A 16,260-nucleotide genomic window follows, 5' to 3' on the forward strand; every position below is an offset into this window, starting at 1 on the left:
GCCGGGGTGGGGGTTCGGGGTCGCCGACGGCCGGTGCGGACGCCCGGCCGGACGCGGGGGCACGGCCGGACGCGGACCGGCCGTGCCCCCGGCGCGGGACCGGTCCGGGTCGTCACGCCTCCGCCCGCGGACCCCGGCCGCCCCCGCCGCACTCCTCCCGCGCGGAGTTCCGGAATTCGCGGGAACCGCATGCCCGCACCGCACGACTCCTACGGTGGTGGCCGTTTCACGCGGGGAGGGACAGGGTGCGGGGTGTCGGGTAGTCGCACGGGTGTCGAGGACGTGGCCGAACGCGAGGCCGAGGAGGCGGTGCCGCGCGGGCCGCGCCGTCGCGCCGGGTACGTGACGGCGCTGTTCGCGCTGCTGGTCCTCCTGCTGCTCGGCGCCGTCGTGGTGCTGATCGCGCAGGGGTCGATCGCCATCCCGATCGGCGACGTGCTGCGCATCCTCACCGGCCGGGAGGTCGAGTCCGGGACGAGCCGCACCATCGTCCTGGACGCCCGGCTGCCCAAGGTCGTCGCCGGGCTGCTGGCCGGGGCCGCGCTGGCGGTCGGCGGCGTGCAGATGCAGACCCTGTTCCGCAACCCGCTGGCCGACCCGTTCGTGCTCGGGGTCAGCTCCGGCGCGATCCTGGGCGCGTCCATCGTCATCCTCGGCACCGGCGGCGTGGGGTGGCTGACCGGGCTGGGCGTGGTCAGCCAGCTCGGGGTGACCGGCGCGGCCGTCGCGGGCGCCGCCGGGGTGCTGCTGATCGCGCTGGGCATCGCCCGGCGCGTCGGCGACCCGGTCGTGGTGCTCGTGGTCGGCGTCATGCTCGGCTACCTGGCCGGCGCGCTGGTGGACATGCTGGTCTACTACACCGACCCGGACCGGTTGCAGGCGCTGACGACCTTCACCCGCGGCTCGGTGCGCAACGTGACGTGGAACGAGTTGCAGGTCGTCGCGGTGGCCTGCGGCGTGGTCCTGCTGCTGTCGGTGTTCCTCGCCCAGCCGCTCAACGCCCTGCTGCTCGGCGAGCGGTACGCGGGCAGCCTGGGCGTCGACGTCCGGCGGGTCCACTTCCTGTCGCTGGCGAGCGTCGCCGTGCTGTCCGGCATCATCACCGCCTACTGCGGTGCCATCGGGTTCGTCGGCCTGGCCGCGCCGCACCTGGCCCGCGGCCTGCTGCGCACCGCCGACCACCGGCTGGTCCTCCCGGCGAGCGCGCTCGTCGGCGCGGTGATCGTGCTGGCGGCCGAGTACGTCGCGGGCGGCAACGGGCTGACCCGGACGTCGTTGCCGCTCAACTCGGTCACCGCGTTCGTCGGCGCGCCGGTCATCCTCTGGGTGCTGCTGTCCGGCCGAGCGAGGAGGGGGGCCTGATGACCGCGGCGGACCGCCCGGCCCTGCAGGCGATCGCCGTGCGCGCGGGTTACCGGCGACGGCGGCGGCACCCGGCCGTCACGGTGCTGTCGGACGTCCACCTGGCGGCCCGGCCCGGTGAGCTGATCACGCTGATCGGGCCCAACGGCGCGGGCAAGTCGACCCTGCTGCGCACCCTCGTCGGCGCGCAGCCGCCGCTGGGTGGCCGGGTGCTGCTGGACGGGCACGACCTCGCCGCCCTGTCACCGCGCGAGCGGGCCCGGCGGCTGGCGGTCACGCTGACCGAGCCGGTCGACGTGGGCATGATGAGCGTCGAGGCGGTGGTGGCGCTGGGCAGGCTGCCCTACCGGTCGTGGATCGGCCGGTCCACCGCGCGGGACCGCGCCGCGGTGGACCGCGCGCTGGTCGACGCAGGCGTCGAGGAACTGCGCCACCGCGGGCTGGGCGACCTGTCCGACGGCGAGCGGCAGCGGGTGATGGTGGCGCGGGCCCTCGCGCAGGAGCCGGCGGTGCTGGTGCTGGACGAGCCGACGGCGTTCCTGGACGTCGCCCGCCGGATCGAGCTGGCGGCGATGCTGACCCGGCTCACCGCCACCACCGGCGCGGCGATCATCCTGTCGACGCACGACCTCGCCTTCGCGCTGCGCCGCGCGGACCAGGTCTGGCTGGTCGGCGCGGACGGCGCGGTGACGGCGGGCGCGCCGGAGGACCTGGCCTACGGCGACGCCGTGGCGCGCACGTTCACCGGCGAGAACATGTCGTTCGACGACGCGGCGGCCACGATCGTCGTCGCCGACGGCGGCGTGCCCGGCGCCACCGTGCGGGTCGCCGCCGACGGGCGGGTGCGGCAGTGGGCCGAGCACGCCGTGCGGCGGGCCGGGTGGGAGCCGACCGCGGACGCCTGCGCGCACGTCCTGGAGGTCGAGGCCGGCCCGCCGTGCCGCTGGCGGGTCGACGGCGCGGCCGTGCCGGACGCGGACCGCGGCCGGGGCGTCGGGTTCGAGTCCCTCGTCGGCCACCTGCGCCGCCGCGCCACGTCGCTGCCCGAGGGGGTGCGGGCCGGGCGGCCCCGGTTCCCCGACTGACCGGACGCCCGACGCCCGACCCCGCCGAGAACCAGCCACCCGCAGGAGAACACCGTGAAGGCACTCATCCGCTCGGCCGTCGCACTGCTGGTGCTGGCCCTCGCCCTGGCCGGGTGCGGAGGACCCGGCACCGGCGCGACGGGCGAGCGGGGCGGCGCGGAGGGCTGCGTCACCGACCACGCCGAGGGCAAGGACTACTTCCCTGACAAGAGCACGGTCGAGCAGTCGGAGCTGTGGGACATCTCGTACCACGGCTCCTACAAGACGATCACGTTGGCGGACACCGAGAACGACGGCGCCGGCCCGCTGCGGTACGTGCTCTACCAGTGCGGCACGCCCCGGCCGGAGGCCGCCGGCGACCTGGCGGGCGCGCTGTTCGTCCAGGTGCCGGTCACCAACGTGGCGGTCACCTCGTTCAACGCCTTGGCCATGCTGGACCGGCTGGGGAAGAACCGGACGATCACCGGCCTGAGCGGTCAGCTGCTGGGCAACGTCGGCAAGGACGCCTGGTACGCCGGGGTGGCCGAGGCCGCGGGCAAGCCCACCTCGATCGGCGAGTACACCGACCTCGACCGGGAAGCCGTCCTGGGCCTCGAGAACCAGGTGGTCTTCATGTCCGGGTTCGGGGCGGGGTTCGACGACATCTCCAACGCCCGCGCCGCCGGCCTGCCCGGCGTGAGCGTGTCCAACCGGTTGGAGCGCCACGCCCTGGCCTCCGCGGAGTGGCTCAAGATGGTGGCGGCCTTCTACAACGCCGAGGCCGCCGCCAACACCGAGTTCGACGCGATCAAAGCGCGGTTCGACCAGGTGGTCGCCACGGTCACCGGCAAGGTCGGCGACCGGGAGGCGGGCTACCTGTGCGTCGCGCCGGAGCGCGGCTGCGAGTTCGTCCACGCGCACGGCGCCGAGACCCTGGTCGGCCGGCTGTTCACGCGGCTGGGCGTCGGCAACGTCTTCGCACCCGGCAACGACCGGCCCAACGGCAGGCCCTACGACTTCGAGGAGGCCGTCGGCACCGCCGCCTCCGCCGACTTCTTCGTCGTCTACGACCCGCTGAAGCTGACGACCGACACCCTGAAGGCCGACCCCCGGTTCAACCGGTTCCGGCCGTTCCGGGACGGCGCGTTCATCGCCGGCGTCGACGCGAACTTCGAGGAGTGCCGCGCCAAGACCTACCTGGACGTGGACGTGCTGCTGCGGGACATCGCGATCGGCCTCGCGCCCGACCTGTTCCCCGGCACGCGGGGCACCTGCTTCGCCCGCCCCTCCTGACGCCGGGCCGCCCGGTCCGCCGGCCGGCGGGCGTCGCCGGCGGACCGGGCGGCCTCACCCGCGCGTGCCCCGCACGATCAGCCGTCGCGCGTGGTTGTCGTAGGGCGATCCGTCGAAGTCGCCGAAGCACTCGACCTCGGCGAACCCGGCCTCCCGGAACAGGGCGCGCAGCTCGGCGGCGCTGTAGAGCACGCAGTAGGTCGACGTGCGCCGCACCTCGTCACCGCGCACGTAGGTCCAGTCGGAGCGCAGCCGCGTCCAGTCGTCCAGCACGGTGTCGCGCATGAACACCGTGCCGCCGCCCTCGACGTCCACCGCCTGCGGCCGGCCGACCCACCCGGCGAACACCTCCTTGCCCATCACGTCCACCAGCAGCCGCCCACCGGGCACGAGGCTCGCGTGCGCGTTGCGCAGCACCGCCAGGTTCTCGCCCGGCTCGACGAAGTAGCCGAACGACGTGTACATGTTGACCACCAGGTCGTAGCCGCCCGGCTCCACGTGGTCGCGCATGTCCGCGCGCACCAGGCGCGCGGTCGTCCCGGCCCGCTCGCAGGCGTCCCGCGCCCGCGCGAGCATCGCCTCGCTCAGGTCCACCCCGGTGACCACCGCGCCGCGCCGGGCCAGCGGCACGACGTGGGTGCCCGGCCCGCACGCGAGGTCGAGCACCCGGTCGCCTGCGGCCACCTTCAGCAGCGGCGACGTGGCCACCAGGTGCTCCGCCTCCGCCACCCGGCGCGGCGGGAACATCACGTCGGCGAACCCCACCCAGAGATCGTCGTCCTCGTACCAGTCCATGCCGCTCCAGCCGTGTCGTCCTCGTGCGGGTGCGCACCGCCCCGGTCCAGGTGGTCGTCGGTCGGCGGCCCCCGGTTCCCGCGAGGCCCGAACCGCCGTCACCGCGCGGGAACTTTCCGCGCCGCCGGCCCGACCACTGGTGGTGACGACGCGACCGCCCGGAGTGGGGACACCGATGCGATCCACGCAGGCTGCCCGTTCTTACCCGTTCCGCGAACCCACCGCGCTGGAGCTGGAGCCCGAGTACGCGCGGCTCCGGGAGCACGAACCGCTCAGCCGGATCTCGCTGCCCCACGGTGGCGACGCCTGGCTGGCGGTGCGGCACGAGGACGTCCGCGCGGTGCTGAGCGACCCGCGGTTCAGCCGCGCCGCGCTGCTGGACCGGGACGTGCCGCGCACCTCGCCCCGCCGGCTCACCGACCCGACCCTGCACACGGTCGACCCGCCCGAGCACAACCGGTTGCGCCGCCTGGTTTCCGCCGCGTTCAGCCCCCGGCGGCTCGGCCGCCTCGCCGAGTACGCCCAGCGCGTCACCGACGACCTGCTCGACCGGATGGCGGACCAGGGCCCGCCCGCCGACGTCGTGTCCGGGCTCGCGCTACCGCTGCCGATGGCGGTCATCTGCCAGATGCTGGGCGTGCCGGTCGCCGACCGCGACCGGTTCACCGGCTGGATCGACGTCGCCCTCGCCACCACCGCGTTCTCCAGCGAGGAGATCCACGACGCGTTCGCGAGCCTGAAGGGCTACCTGGTCGAGCTGGTCGCCGCCCGCCGGCGCGAGCCGACCGACGACCTGCTGGGCGCGCTGGTCGAGGCCCGCGACAAGGGGGGCAGGCTCAGCGAGGACGAGCTGGTCGCGCTCGGCGTGACCCTGCTCTACGCGGGCCTGGAGACCACGTCCAACCACATCGGCAACTTCATCGCCACCCTGCTGACCCACCCCGACCAGCTCGCGCTGCTGCGCGCCGAGCCCGACCTGCTCGACCGGGCGGTGGACGAGCTGCTGCGCTTCATCCCCATCGTGACGTCGGCGGGGTTCACCCGCATCGCGCTGGAGGACGTCGAGCTGGGCGGCGTGGTCGTGCGCGCGGGCGACGCGGTGATGCTGCACCTCGACGCCGCCAACCGGGACGAGCGCGCCTTCGCCGACCCCGACGAGCTGGACCTGGCCAGGGCGGTCAACCCGCACCTGGCGTTCGGGTTCGGGCCGCACTACTGCGTCGCCGCGCAGTTGGCCAAGGCCGAGCTGCGGGTGGCGGTGGGCTCGTTGCTGGGCCGTTTCCCGAGACTGCGGCTCGCGGTGGGCGAGGACGAACTGCCCTGGCGGCGCGGCCGGATGGCACGCGGCCTGGAGCGGCTGCCCGTCGCCTGGTGACGCGGCGTGAGGCGGTGCGGCGCGGTTCGGGGTGGTGGATGCGCGCGGAAGTGGGGCGGTGCGGGGGATCGCGGTCGCGCACGGGGTCGGGGTGGCGTGCGGGCCGCGGCTGTGCGGGGCGGGACGGTACGCGGGGTCGGGGTGGCGTGCGGGTGACCCCGGTGTGGGGGGACGGGGCGGTGCGCGGGACGCGTGCGGGACCGGGCGGTGCGCGGGTCAGGACGACCAGGCGGCCGGACCGGTGTTCGGGCGCGGGTCGGCGGCCAGGTCCCGCTCGATGGCCGCGCACGCGGCCAGCAGCGGCGGCACCATGTCGCGCCGGACGCCGTCGGCGGTGGTGCGGCTGGCGTGGGTCGAGACGTTGACCGCCGCGACCACCCGGCCGGCGCGGTCCCGGACGGGCGCGGCGACCGAACGCAGGCCCTCCTCCAGTTCCTGGTCCACGAGCGCCCAGCCCTGCGCGCGCACCCGGTCCAGCTCGGCGCGCAGCCGGTCCGGCGACGTGATCGTGCGCGAAGTCAGGGGTTCCAGCCGCACGGCGGCCAGGTAGCGGTCCAGCGCGTCGCCCGGCAGGCCGGCGAGCAGCACGTGCCCCATCGACGTCGCGTAGGCCGGGAACCGCGTGCCGACCGTGATCGACACGGCCATGATCCGCGACACCGCGACCCTGGCCACGTAGACGACGTCCGAGCCGTCCAGCACGGAGGCGGAGGTCGACTCGCGGACCTCGCCCGACAGCCGCTCCAGGTGCGGCTGGGCGACCTCCGGCAGCGAGATCCCGGACAGGAAGGCGTACCCCAGTTCCAGCACCCGCGCGGTCAGCGAGAAGTGCTTGCCGTCCGTGCGCACGTAGCCGAGGTCGACCAGCGTGAGCAGGAACCGCCGCGCGCCCGCGCGCGTGAGGCCGGTGGCCTTGGCCACGTCCGTCAGCGTCGGGGACGGGTTGGCGGCGGTGAACGCGCGGATCACCGCCAGGCCCCGCTCCAGCGACCGCACGTAGTGCGCGCCGCGCTCGCTCGGTCCGTCCTGCTCGATCATGGTGGCGCTCACCCTATCCGGCGGTCACGGCGTGGTCCGGGCGCGGCGCGGGCGACGCGCCCGCGCCGCCGGGCGCCTACGCCTCCACCACCACGGCCAGGCCCTGCCCGACCCCGATGCACAGCGCGGCCAGGCCCCACCCGCCGCCGCGCCGGCGCAGCTCGTGCGCCAGCTGGAGCACCACCCGCGCGCCGGACGCGCCGAGCGGGTGCCCGATGGCGATCGCGCCGCCGTTGACGTTGACGATCTCCGGGTCCAGCTCCGGCCAGTCCGCCAGGCACGCCAGCGACTGCGCGGCGAACGCCTCGTTCAGCTCGACCGCCGCGAGGTCCGACCAGTCGATCCCGGCGCGGCGCAGGGCGATCTCCGCCGCCCGCACCGGGCCGACGCCGAAGGACTGCGGGTCCACGCCCGCCGCGCCCCGACCGGCGATCCGGGCCAGCGGCTGCACGCCGAGGCGGGTGGCGGCGGCCCGGTCGCCGAGCAGCAGGGCGCACGCGCCGTCGGTGAGCGGCGAGGCGTTGCCCGCGGTCACGGTGCCCTGCGGGCGGAACGCGGGCTTGAGCCCGGCGAGCTTGTCCAGGCTGGTGTCGGGCCGGATGCCCTCGTCCCGCGCCAGGTCGACGCCGGGCGGCGCCACGACGTGGCTGTCGTAGAAGCCGTCGTCCCACGCCCGCGCGGCAAGCCGGTGGCTGCGCAGCGCGAACTCGTCCTGCCGCTCGCGGGTGACGCCGTAGCGCTCGGCGAGCTGCTCGGTGGCCTCGCCGAGCGACACCGTCCACTCCGCGGGCATGTCCGGGTTGACCATGCGCCAGCCGAGGGTGGTGGAGTGCAGCGTCTCGTGGCCCGCGGGGAAGCCCTTGCCGGGCTTGAGCAGGACCCACGGCGCGCGGCTCATCGACTCCACGCCGCCCGCGACGACCAGCGACGCGTCGCCGACCGCGATGGTGCGCGAGCCCTGCATGACGGCGTCCATGCCGGAGCCGCACAGGCGGTTCACCGTCGTGCCGGGCACGGACGTCGGCCAGCCCGCGAGCAGGGCGCCCATCCGCGCCACGTTGCGGTTGTCCTCGCCCGCCTGGTTGGCGTCGCCGAGCACGACCTCGTCGACGGTCGCCGGCGCGAGGTCGGAGCGCTCGGCCAGGGTGCGCAGCACGTGCGCGGCGAGGTCGTCGGGCCGCACGCCGGACAGCGCGCCGCCGTAGCGGCCGAACGGGGTGCGCACGCCGTCGAGCACGAACACTTCGGTCACCGCGATGCCTCCTTGAGCGCGCGGAGAGCGGCCAGCTCCCCGGTGGTGGGCGGGGGAGTGCGGCCGACCTCGGGCGCGGTCCGCAGGTCCCAGCCGGTCGCGGCGCGCACCTGGTCCAGCGTCACGCCCTCGTGCATGTCCGTGAGGACCAGCTCGGCGGTCTCCGGGTCGGGCCGGAACACCCCGAGGTCGGTGATCACCAGGGTCGGCCCCGCGCCGCGCAGGCCGAGCCGCTCGCGGTCGCCCTTGCCCGTGCCGTGCCCGAACGAGGTGACGAAGTCGACCCGGTCCACGAAGCTGCGGCTGCTCTGCCGGACCACGACGTAGACCTCGCGGCACGACGCGGCGATCTCGGGCGCGCCGCCCGCGCCCGGCAGCCGCACCTTCGGGTGGTGGTAGTCGCCGCCGATGACGGTGGTGTTGATGTTGCCGAACCGGTCGAGCTGCGCCGCGCCGAGGAAGCCCACGTCGATCCGGCCGGGCTGGAGCCAGTAGTTGAACACCTCGGGGACGCTGATCACCGCGTCGGCGGTCTCGGCCAGGATGCCGTCGCCGATGGAGGCGGGCAGCCGGTCCGGCTTGGAGCCGAGCGTGCCCGACTCGTAGACGAGGACGAGGTCCGGCGCGTGCGTGCGGCGGGCCAGGTTGGCGGCGGTGGACGGGAGGCCGATGCCCACGAACACCCGCTGCCTGCCGGACAGCGCGCGTGCGGCGGCGATCGCCATCATCTCGTCGGCGGTGTGGGTCATGCCGGCACCTCTTCCCGGACCTGTCGCAGCCAGTTCGCGAACTCCTCGCGGTCGCGGCCGATCGCGTCCCACGCGGCGTAGTAGGCGTTGTCCCGCTCCGAGTAGCCCTGCGCGTACGAGGGGTGCGCGCCGCCCGGCACCTCGGCGACCTTCGTGACCGCCCAGGACGGCAGCACGATCGCGCCCGGCACGGGCGTCAGCTCGTCCACCACCTCCTCGACGGTGACGAGGCTGCGCCGCGCCGCCAGCACCGCTTCCTTCTGCACGCCGAGCAGGCCCCACAGCTGGACGTTGCCGGCGCGGTCGGCGCGCTGCGCGTGGATCACCGTGACGTCCGGGTTGAGCGCCGGCACGGCGGTGAGCTGCTCGCCGGTGAACGGGCAGGTGATCGGCTTGATGGTGGCCGTGACGGACGGCAGGTCGGTACCGACGTACCCGCGCAGCACCGCGAACGGCAGCCCGGACGCGCCCGCGACGTACCGGTTGGCCATCCCGGCGTGGCTGTGCTCCTCGATCTCCAGCGGCACGGGCCACGAGTGCTGCACCGCGTCGCGGAACCGGTGCAGCGAGCCGACGCCGGGGTTGCCGCCCCACGAGAACACCAGCTTCCGCGCGCAACCGGCGCCGATGAGCTGGTCGTACACGATGTCGGGTGTCATGCGCACGAGCGTCAGGTCCCGACGGCCCTGCCGGATGATCTCGTGGCCGGCCGCCGTCGGTATCAGGTGGGTGAAGCCTTCGAGGGCCACCACGTCCCCGTCGGCGACCAACTCGCCGATCGCCTCGGCCAAGGTCACGATCTCCGCCACCGCACACCCTCACTTTGTTCGTATGCCGAACAGGAGTTCTTAATACGAACATACGAGGGCGTGCGGCGTCGGTCAAGGTGGGGTGGCGGCTGTCGCCGGGGGTTGGTAGGAGGCGACCGGTTCACCGGGGCTCGGTGCACCGAGGCGGCGGTTTGCCCTGGGGGCGGCGGGCGCGGCGAAGCGGTGGGCGCGGCGAAGCGGCGGGCCGGGTGGGCGGTGGGCTCGGCGGACTCGGCGGGCCGGGTGAGGCGGCGCGGCGGCGGGCGGGGTGAGGCGGCGCGGTGGGTGAGGCGGCGCGGTGGGTGAGGCGGCGCGGCGGGTGAGGCGGCGCGGCGGGTGAGGCGGCGCGGCGGGTGAGGCGGCGCGGACGGTCGTGGCCGGGACTCGGCGGCGTCGGCGTCCTCCCGGCCGGGGGACGCCGACGCCGGTGCGCGGCGGGCGGGGTTACTTGCGCTTGAGGCGACGCCGCAGTTCCGCGACCAGCTCCTCGTCGCTCAACTCCGCCGGGTCGGGCCTGGTGTGCCGCAGCTGCGCCTCCTCGGCCGTGATCAGCTCGGCGGCGACCAGCACCTCCAGCGGGCTCACGTCGAACAGGTTCGCGATGGACCGCGCGGTCTCGATGCTGATCGACTTGCCGCGTCGCCAATCGGTGAAGCGGCTCCGGTGCACGCCGGTGGCGCGGGCCAGGTCACCGGTGGTGAGGCCGCGGTTCTCCAGGTTGGTCTCGATGTAGGTCCACAGGGGCGACGGTGCGTTCTGGTCTGCGCTCACGCCGCCCATGATAGTTGCGCGCACGCAACGTCCGTCATGCGCGTCCCCTGAAAGCGTGGCGCCAAAGCGGTGACGACGCGTTGCGTGCGCGCGGTCCGAGGTCGGGTGCGACGTCCGCTCGGCGCCGTCCGGGCGGGAAGCGGCCGAGGTCGTCGAGCGGATCCGGGTGGTGCGCCCCGGTCGGCGGGCGACGGGGAGGTCTGGGGGTTGCCCTCCCCGTCGTCCGCACGATGGGAGCGGGTTCCCGAACACCCGCTCCGCTGCTCCTCACCGCCGTCGTGGCAGCCATCGACAACTGTGCCACCGGCGGCGGGGCGGTGCGCAGGGTCGGAAGTCCCGATTCGACAGGGTCCTCGGTCATCCGGGTGACGCGCCGGCGGAAGCGTTGCCGTCGCGGTGGACTTCCGCCCGGATCGCGACTTACCCATACCCCCTATGGGTGTAACCCAAGTCTCAACCACGTTGACTTATACATACCCCAGGGGGGTATAAATTCGACCACCGGGGAGCGACCCCGGACGACGAGGAGGAGCCGACGATGGCCGAGTCCACTTTCACCGAGTCCACTTTCACCGTCACCGGGATGACCTGCGGCCACTGCGCGGCGTCGGTGACCGGGGAGGTCACGCGGATCGCCGGGGTGACGGACGTGGCCGTCGACCTGCCGACCGGCGCGGTGCGGATCACCAGCGCCGCGCCGGTCGCCGAGGCCGACGTGCGCGCCGCCGTCGAGGAAGCGGGCTACGCGCTCGCCCGCTGAGCCGACCACCCGGGGCCCGCCCCGAGCGGGCGGGCCCCCCAGTCCGAGGACCACACCATGAACACAGCAGCGAAGCTCTCCGCCTACGGTGCGGCGCTCGTCCTGGTCGCCGGTGCGGCCTGGGCGACCGGCGGTGCTGTCGGTCCCCTCCCCGCCGGCACCGCCGAGGGCGGTCGCGGCGGGGCGCACGGCGCGGAGGACGCCGGCCACGGGGACGACCACGGCGCCACCGTCGCGGGGGCCGAGCAGGACCAGCCCGCCGGGTTGGCGTCGTCCAGGGGCGGCTACACCCTCGCGCCCACCGACCTGACGCCGACCCCCGGAACCCCGTTCACCTTCCGCGTCCTCGACCGCGACGGCCACGCCGTCACCGCGTTCGACGTGGCGCACGACCAGCGGATGCACCTCATCGTCGTCCGCCGCGACACCTCGCACTACCGGCACCTGCACCCGGGGATGGCCGCCGACGGCACCTGGTCGGCCCCGCTGGACGTGGCCGAGGGCGGCTCCTACCGGGTGTTCGCCGACTTCAAGCCGACCGGCGGCGCGGCGACGACGCTCGGCGCGGACGTGTCGGTCGCGGGCCGGTACGAGCCGCGTGGGCACGCGCCCGCCCGGGTCGCCGAGGTCGACGGCTACCGGGTGCGGCTGGACGGCGACCTGGTGCCCGGCCGGGCGTCCCCGATCCGGCTCACCGTGACCAGGGACGGCCGGCCGGTGACCGACCTCCAGCCCCACCTGGCGGCGTACGGGCACCTGGTGGCGTTGCGCCGGGCCGACCTCGCCTACCTGCACGTCCACCCGGAGGGCGCGCCCGGCGACGGCAGGACCGCGCCCGGACCCGTGCTCCCGTTCACCGCGCGGGTGCCGACGGCGGACACCTACCGGCTGTTCCTGGACTTCCGGCACGAGGACGTCGTGCGCACCGCCGAGTTCACCGTGGAGGCGCGTCGTGGCCACTGACCTGGAACTGTCGATCACGGGCATGACCTGCGCCTCGTGCGCCGCCCGGATCGAACGGAAGCTGAACCGGCTCGACGGCGTGACCGCGACGGTCAACTACGCCACCGAGAAGGCGAAGGTGTCCGTGCCCGACGGGCTCGACCCGCGTGCGCTGGTCGAGCAGGTGGCCGCCGCCGGCTACGGCGCGACGCTGCCCTCCGCCGAGGAGGGGCCCGCCGACGCGGTGGACGACCCGACGGCGTCGTTGCGGCGGCGGCTGGTGGTGTCCGCCGTGCTGGCGACGCCGGTGGTCGCGCTCGCGATGGTCCCCGCGTGGCAGTTCACGCACTGGCAGTGGATCTCGCTGGCGCTGGCCGCCCCGGTGCTGGTCTGGGGCGCGCTGCCGTTCCACCGGGCGGCGTGGGCGAACCTGCGGCACGGCGCGGCCACGATGGACACGCTGGTCTCGATGGGCACGCTGGCCGCGTTCGCGTGGTCGCTGTACGCGCTGCTGTTCGGCACCGCCGGCACGCCCGGCATGACGCACCCGTTCGAGCTGACCATCGCGCGGACCGACGGCGCGGGCTCGATCTACCTGGAGGTCGCGGCCGGGGTGACGACGTTCATCCTGGCGGGCCGGTACTTCGAGGCGCGGTCCAAGCGCCGGGCGGGCGCGGCGCTGCGCGCGCTGCTGGAGCTGGGCGCGAAGGACGTCGCGGTGCTGCGGGACGGCCGGGAGGTCCGCGTCCCCGTCGACGAGCTGGCCGTGGGCGACCGGTTCGTCGTGCGGCCGGGCGAGAAGGTCGCGAGCGACGGCGTCGTGGAGGAGGGCGGCTCGGCGGTCGACGCGAGCGCGGTGACCGGCGAGTCGGTGCCCGTCGAGGTCGGCCCCGGTGACGCCGTGGTCGGCGCGACGGTCAACGCGGGCGGCCGGCTGGTGGTGCGCGCCACGCGGGTCGGCGCGGACACCCAGCTGGCGCGGATGGCGAAGCTGGTCGAGGACGCGCAGAACGGCAAGGCGCGGGCACAGCGGCTGGCCGACCGCGTGTCGGCGGTGTTCGTGCCGGTGGTGATCGCGCTGGCGGTCGGGACGCTCGCGTTCTGGCTCGGCGCGGGCGGCGGGGTCTCGGCGGCGTTCACGGCGGCCGTGGCGGTGCTGATCATCGCCTGCCCGTGCGCGCTGGGCCTGGCGACGCCGACGGCGCTGCTGGTCGGCACGGGCCGGGGCGCGCAGCTCGGCATCCTGATCAAGGGCCCGGAGGTGCTGGAGTCGACGCGGCGGGTGGACACGGTGGTGCTGGACAAGACCGGCACCGTCACCACGGGCCGGATGACGCTGCTCGACGTGCGCACCGCGGCGGGCGTCACCGCCGACGAGGTGCTGAGGCTGGCCGGCGCGCTGGAGAACGCCTCGGAGCACCCGATCGCGAAGGCCGTGGCGGCGGGCGCGGTGGACCGGGTCGGCGCGCTGCCGCCGGTCGAGGACTTCCGCAACCTGGCGGGCCTGGGCGTGCGGGGCGTCGTGGCCGGGCACGCGCTCGTCGTCGGACGGGAGGGCCTGCTGGCCGACTGGGGCGTGCGCCTGGACGACGACCTGGCCCGCGCCAAGCGCGAGGCCGAGGAGCGGGGGCGGACCGCCGTGCTGGTCGCCTGGGACGGCGTGGCGCGGGCGGTGCTGGTGGTCGCCGACGCGGTGAAGCCGACCTCGGCGGAGGCCGTGCGGCGGTTGCGCGACCTCGGTCTGCGGCCGGTCCTGCTGACCGGTGACAACGCCGCCGCGGCGCGGGCGGTCGCGGCCGAGGTGGGCATCGACGAGGTGATCGCCGAGGTGCTGCCGGAGGACAAGGTGGACGTGGTGGCGCGGCTCCAGGCCGAGGGGCGGGTCGTGGCGGTGGTCGGCGACGGCGTGAACGACGCGGCGGCGCTGGCCAGGGCCGACCTCGGGCTGGCCGTGGGCACCGGGACGGACGCGGCGATCGAGGCGGGCGACCTGACGCTGGTGCGGGGCGACCTGCTCGCGGCGGTGGACGCGATCCGGCTGTCGCGGCGGACCCTGGGCACGATCAAGGGGAACCTGTTCTGGGCGTTCGCCTACAACGTGGCGGCGCTGCCGCTCGCGGCGGCGGGTCTGCTGAACCCGATGATCGCGGGCGCGGCGATGGCGTTCTCGTCGGTGTTCGTGGTGACCAACAGCCTGCGGCTGCGCGGCTTCCGGGGCACCGCGCCGACCGCGCGGCCGACCGGCACGGCCGACCGCCGGCGGGAGCCCACACCGGTGGGCTGACCGCCGCGCACCGCGGTCCGGAGTCCACCGCGGGCTCCGGACCGCGGCCGTCTGCTCCGCCACTGCCTGCACGCGTTGGTCACGCCCGACGAGGAGAGCGTGCGCCTGATCCGGTTCTCGGTGGCGGTGCTGGGCCGCACGTTCTCCGACCCCGCGATGGCCCGCGTCCCGGCGCCCGGTGACGTCGGGCTGATCACGTTCACCGCCGGGCTGATCGCGGCGGCGCGGACCGGGCCGGGCGGGGACGACCGGGTCGACGCGGACATCTGCTGGTCGCCGGCGACGAGCCTGGCCGTGGACGTCGCCATCGGCCACCGCACGCCCGAGGCGGCCAGAGCCGTGCTCGACTACCAGGTCGACCGGGTCCTGCGCCCGGCTCGTGGTCCGTGGTCCCTGGTTCAGGTCTGGTGCTTGTCGGTTTTCGAAGCAGCGGGACCACAGCAGGGTGAGCACGGACTCAAGCTCCTCGAAGGCTGCCAGGTCTTGGACGGTCATCGGGGACGCCGAGCAACAGGACCACCCCATCGCCTGTGTACGAATCCGCCGCGCGGATCTCCCGTCAGTACGGCGTGATCCGACCGCGACCGGGGTCGCTGCGGGCCAAGAACCGGACCGATCGGGGGAGCCGGGCGGCGGATTCGTATCCAAGCGGAGGGGTGGTCAAGCTCCGTAGCGTCCCCGACGACCATCCAAGACCTGCGTAGCCTCCGGGCGCTTCGAGTCCGTGGTCCCTCTGCTGTGGTCCCGCTGCTTCGAAGGACTTGAAGGGCGTCAGTCCTGGAGGGGTGGAGGGCGTCGAGGGCGGGGCTGCCCGTCCTAGCGACGTTCGCGCGCTCGTCGATCAACGTCGAGGACGGGTCGCCCCCCCATGCACCCCTACCGCGCGAGCAGGTCCCGCAGCGCCTTCACCACGTCGGCGGGCGCCTCCTCGGCCATGAAGTGACCGCACGTCACGGTGTTGTGCACCAGGTCGTCGGCCCACTGCCGCCACAGGCCCTCGGCGTCGAAGCCCAGGGCCGCGCCCCAGTCCTGCTGGAGCACCGTCACCGGCATCCGCAGGCGGTTCCCCGCCGCGCGGTCCGCCTCGTCGTGCTCGACGTCGGTGGTCGCCGACGCCCGGTAGTCCGCCACGATCGACGGCACCGCCGCGCGCGACGCGGCCAGGTACGCCGCGCGCACGTCGGCCGGGATCGCGCCGGGGTCGGTGGTCCAGCTGTCCAGGAAGTGGCCGAAGAACGCGTCCGGAGCCGCGCCGATGAGCTGCTCGGGCAGGTCGGGCGCCTGCGCCATCAGGTACAGGTGGAAGCCGACGGCCGCCGAGCGGCCCCGCATGACCTCCCACATGTCCAGGGTCGGCAGCACGTCCAGCGACGCCAGGTGGGTGATCACGTCCGGGTGGTCCAGCCCGGCCCGGATGGCGACGAGCGCACCCCGGTCGTGCCCGGCCAGGGCGAACCGGTCGAAGCCGAGCCCGCGGGCGAGGGCCACGACGTCGGCCGCCATCGTGCGCTTGTCGTACGGCCCGTCGGCGGGCTTGTCGCTGTCGCCGTACCCGCGCAGGTCGGGGCAGATGACGGTGTGGTCGGCGGCCAGGTCGGCGGCCACGTGCCGCCACATCAGGTGCGTCTGCGGGAAGCCGTGCAGGAGCACGACGGGGCGGCCGGAGCCGCCGACGGCCACGTTCAGCCGCACCCCGTCGGCGACGGTGACGCGCTGGTGGTCGAAGCCGGTGATGGTCATGGGAGTCCTTCCGAGTGGTTGCGGGG

15 protein-coding genes are annotated in these 16,260 nt (G+C 74.9%); 8 read left to right on the forward strand and 7 right to left on the reverse strand.

Annotated elements, in window-relative coordinates:
• Positions 1 to 252: 252 nt before the first annotated feature.
• From C8E97_RS14765 to C8E97_RS14775, 3 genes are read left to right on the forward strand one after another with little or no spacing between them, the layout of a single operon-like run.
• Positions 253 to 1,362 (forward strand): FecCD family ABC transporter permease, encoded by a 1,110-nt coding sequence (locus tag C8E97_RS14765; protein ID WP_121005932.1) that lies wholly within the window; start codon positions 253 to 255, stop codon positions 1,360 to 1,362.
• Positions 1,362 to 2,447 carry an ABC transporter ATP-binding protein gene (locus tag C8E97_RS14770; protein WP_121005935.1) on the forward strand — a complete coding sequence of 362 codons (1,086 nt, stop codon included), beginning with the start codon at positions 1,362 to 1,364 and terminating at the stop codon, positions 2,445 to 2,447. The genes C8E97_RS14765 and C8E97_RS14770 overlap by 1 nt, the downstream gene beginning before the upstream one ends.
• A gap of 54 nt (positions 2,448 to 2,501) precedes the next feature.
• Positions 2,502 to 3,719, forward strand: a complete 1,218-nt coding sequence (locus C8E97_RS14775) for an ABC transporter substrate-binding protein (RefSeq protein ID WP_121005937.1) — start codon at positions 2,502 to 2,504, stop codon at positions 3,717 to 3,719.
• Between the two features lie 54 nt (positions 3,720 to 3,773).
• Here C8E97_RS14775 and C8E97_RS14780 read toward each other — a convergent pair whose 3' ends face one another.
• Positions 3,774 to 4,514, reverse strand: coding sequence for an SAM-dependent methyltransferase (locus C8E97_RS14780; protein WP_121005939.1), 741 nt, complete (start codon positions 4,512 to 4,514; stop codon positions 3,774 to 3,776).
• A gap of 175 nt (positions 4,515 to 4,689) precedes the next feature.
• Between C8E97_RS14780 and C8E97_RS14785 the strand changes: the two genes are divergently transcribed.
• The gene (locus tag C8E97_RS14785; RefSeq protein ID WP_121005941.1) at positions 4,690 to 5,889 is read left to right on the forward strand and encodes a cytochrome P450; all 1,200 of its coding nucleotides are present in this window, start codon (positions 4,690 to 4,692) and stop codon (positions 5,887 to 5,889) included.
• Positions 5,890 to 6,105: 216 nt separating this feature from the next.
• On the opposite strand, the gene C8E97_RS14790 is transcribed toward C8E97_RS14785, so the two are convergent.
• The 5 genes from C8E97_RS14790 to C8E97_RS14810 all read right to left on the reverse strand — a co-directional run bounded on the left by C8E97_RS14790 (position 6,106) and on the right by C8E97_RS14810 (position 10,517).
• Positions 6,106 to 6,927 (reverse strand): IclR family transcriptional regulator domain-containing protein, encoded by an 822-nt coding sequence (locus tag C8E97_RS14790; protein WP_121011524.1) that lies wholly within the window; start codon positions 6,925 to 6,927, stop codon positions 6,106 to 6,108.
• Between the two features lie 76 nt (positions 6,928 to 7,003).
• The gene (locus tag C8E97_RS14795) at positions 7,004 to 8,179 is read right to left on the reverse strand and encodes a thiolase family protein (protein WP_121005943.1); all 1,176 of its coding nucleotides are present in this window, start codon (positions 8,177 to 8,179) and stop codon (positions 7,004 to 7,006) included.
• The gene (locus tag C8E97_RS14800) at positions 8,176 to 8,928 is read right to left on the reverse strand and encodes a CoA-transferase subunit beta (protein ID WP_121005945.1); all 753 of its coding nucleotides are present in this window, start codon (positions 8,926 to 8,928) and stop codon (positions 8,176 to 8,178) included. Before C8E97_RS14800 ends, C8E97_RS14795 begins: the two co-directional genes overlap by 4 nt.
• Positions 8,925 to 9,737, reverse strand: a complete 813-nt coding sequence (locus C8E97_RS14805; RefSeq protein WP_121005947.1) for a CoA transferase subunit A — start codon at positions 9,735 to 9,737, stop codon at positions 8,925 to 8,927. The genes C8E97_RS14800 and C8E97_RS14805 overlap by 4 nt, the downstream gene beginning before the upstream one ends.
• Positions 9,738 to 10,181: 444 nt before the next feature.
• Positions 10,182 to 10,517 carry a helix-turn-helix domain-containing protein gene (locus C8E97_RS14810; protein ID WP_121005949.1) on the reverse strand — a complete coding sequence of 112 codons (336 nt, stop codon included), beginning with the start codon at positions 10,515 to 10,517 and terminating at the stop codon, positions 10,182 to 10,184.
• A gap of 529 nt (positions 10,518 to 11,046) precedes the next feature.
• On the opposite strand from C8E97_RS14810, the gene C8E97_RS14815 reads away from it, so the two are divergent.
• The 4 genes from C8E97_RS14815 to C8E97_RS35315 all read left to right on the forward strand — a co-directional run bounded on the left by C8E97_RS14815 (position 11,047) and on the right by C8E97_RS35315 (position 15,067).
• Positions 11,047 to 11,268 carry a heavy-metal-associated domain-containing protein gene (locus C8E97_RS14815; RefSeq protein WP_121005951.1) on the forward strand — a complete coding sequence of 74 codons (222 nt, stop codon included), beginning with the start codon at positions 11,047 to 11,049 and terminating at the stop codon, positions 11,266 to 11,268.
• Positions 11,269 to 11,325: 57 nt separating this feature from the next.
• Positions 11,326 to 12,231: a hypothetical protein gene (locus tag C8E97_RS14820; RefSeq protein ID WP_121005953.1), complete on the forward strand. Its 906-nt coding sequence runs from the start codon at positions 11,326 to 11,328 to the stop codon at positions 12,229 to 12,231.
• 22 nt (positions 12,232 to 12,253) lie between these two features.
• A complete protein-coding gene (locus tag C8E97_RS14825) occupies positions 12,254 to 14,494 on the forward strand; it encodes a heavy metal translocating P-type ATPase (RefSeq protein ID WP_121011527.1) in 2,241 nt (746 codons plus the stop codon).
• A gap of 99 nt (positions 14,495 to 14,593) precedes the next feature.
• Positions 14,594 to 15,067: a hypothetical protein gene (locus C8E97_RS35315; protein WP_211347017.1), complete on the forward strand. Its 474-nt coding sequence runs from the start codon at positions 14,594 to 14,596 to the stop codon at positions 15,065 to 15,067.
• Between the two features lie 303 nt (positions 15,068 to 15,370).
• On the opposite strand, the gene C8E97_RS14835 is transcribed toward C8E97_RS35315, so the two are convergent.
• On the reverse strand, positions 15,371 to 16,234 hold the full coding sequence (locus tag C8E97_RS14835) for an alpha/beta fold hydrolase (protein WP_121005955.1): 864 nt from the start codon (positions 16,232 to 16,234) through the stop codon (positions 15,371 to 15,373).
• Positions 16,235 to 16,260 lie beyond the last annotated feature (26 nt).

Origin of the sequence: Saccharothrix australiensis, assembly GCF_003634935.1 — a bacterium.
In the GTDB taxonomy this organism is placed as follows: Bacteria; Actinomycetota; Actinomycetes; order Mycobacteriales; family Pseudonocardiaceae; genus Actinosynnema; species Actinosynnema australiense.

Bases quoted from the DNA above. Each gene is read 5' to 3' on its own strand.
- C8E97_RS14825 (WP_121011527.1), top strand. From the start codon at position 12,254: ATGACCTGCGCCTCGTGCGCCGCCCGGATCGAACGGAAGCTGAACCGG.
- C8E97_RS14780 (WP_121005939.1), bottom strand. From the start codon at position 4,514: ATGGACTGGTACGAGGACGACGATCTCTGGGTGGGGTTCGCCGACGTG.
- C8E97_RS14790 (WP_121011524.1), bottom strand. From the start codon at position 6,927: ATGATCGAGCAGGACGGACCGAGCGAGCGCGGCGCGCACTACGTGCGG.
- C8E97_RS14800 (WP_121005945.1), bottom strand. From the start codon at position 8,928: ATGACCCACACCGCCGACGAGATGATGGCGATCGCCGCCGCACGCGCG.
- C8E97_RS14835 (WP_121005955.1), bottom strand. From the start codon at position 16,234: ATGACCATCACCGGCTTCGACCACCAGCGCGTCACCGTCGCCGACGGG.
- C8E97_RS14815 (WP_121005951.1), top strand. From the start codon at position 11,047: ATGGCCGAGTCCACTTTCACCGAGTCCACTTTCACCGTCACCGGGATG.
- C8E97_RS14785 (WP_121005941.1), top strand. From the start codon at position 4,690: ATGCGATCCACGCAGGCTGCCCGTTCTTACCCGTTCCGCGAACCCACC.
- C8E97_RS14810 (WP_121005949.1), bottom strand. From the start codon at position 10,517: ATGGGCGGCGTGAGCGCAGACCAGAACGCACCGTCGCCCCTGTGGACC.
- C8E97_RS14820 (WP_121005953.1), top strand. From the start codon at position 11,326: ATGAACACAGCAGCGAAGCTCTCCGCCTACGGTGCGGCGCTCGTCCTG.
- C8E97_RS14770 (WP_121005935.1), top strand. From the start codon at position 1,362: ATGACCGCGGCGGACCGCCCGGCCCTGCAGGCGATCGCCGTGCGCGCG.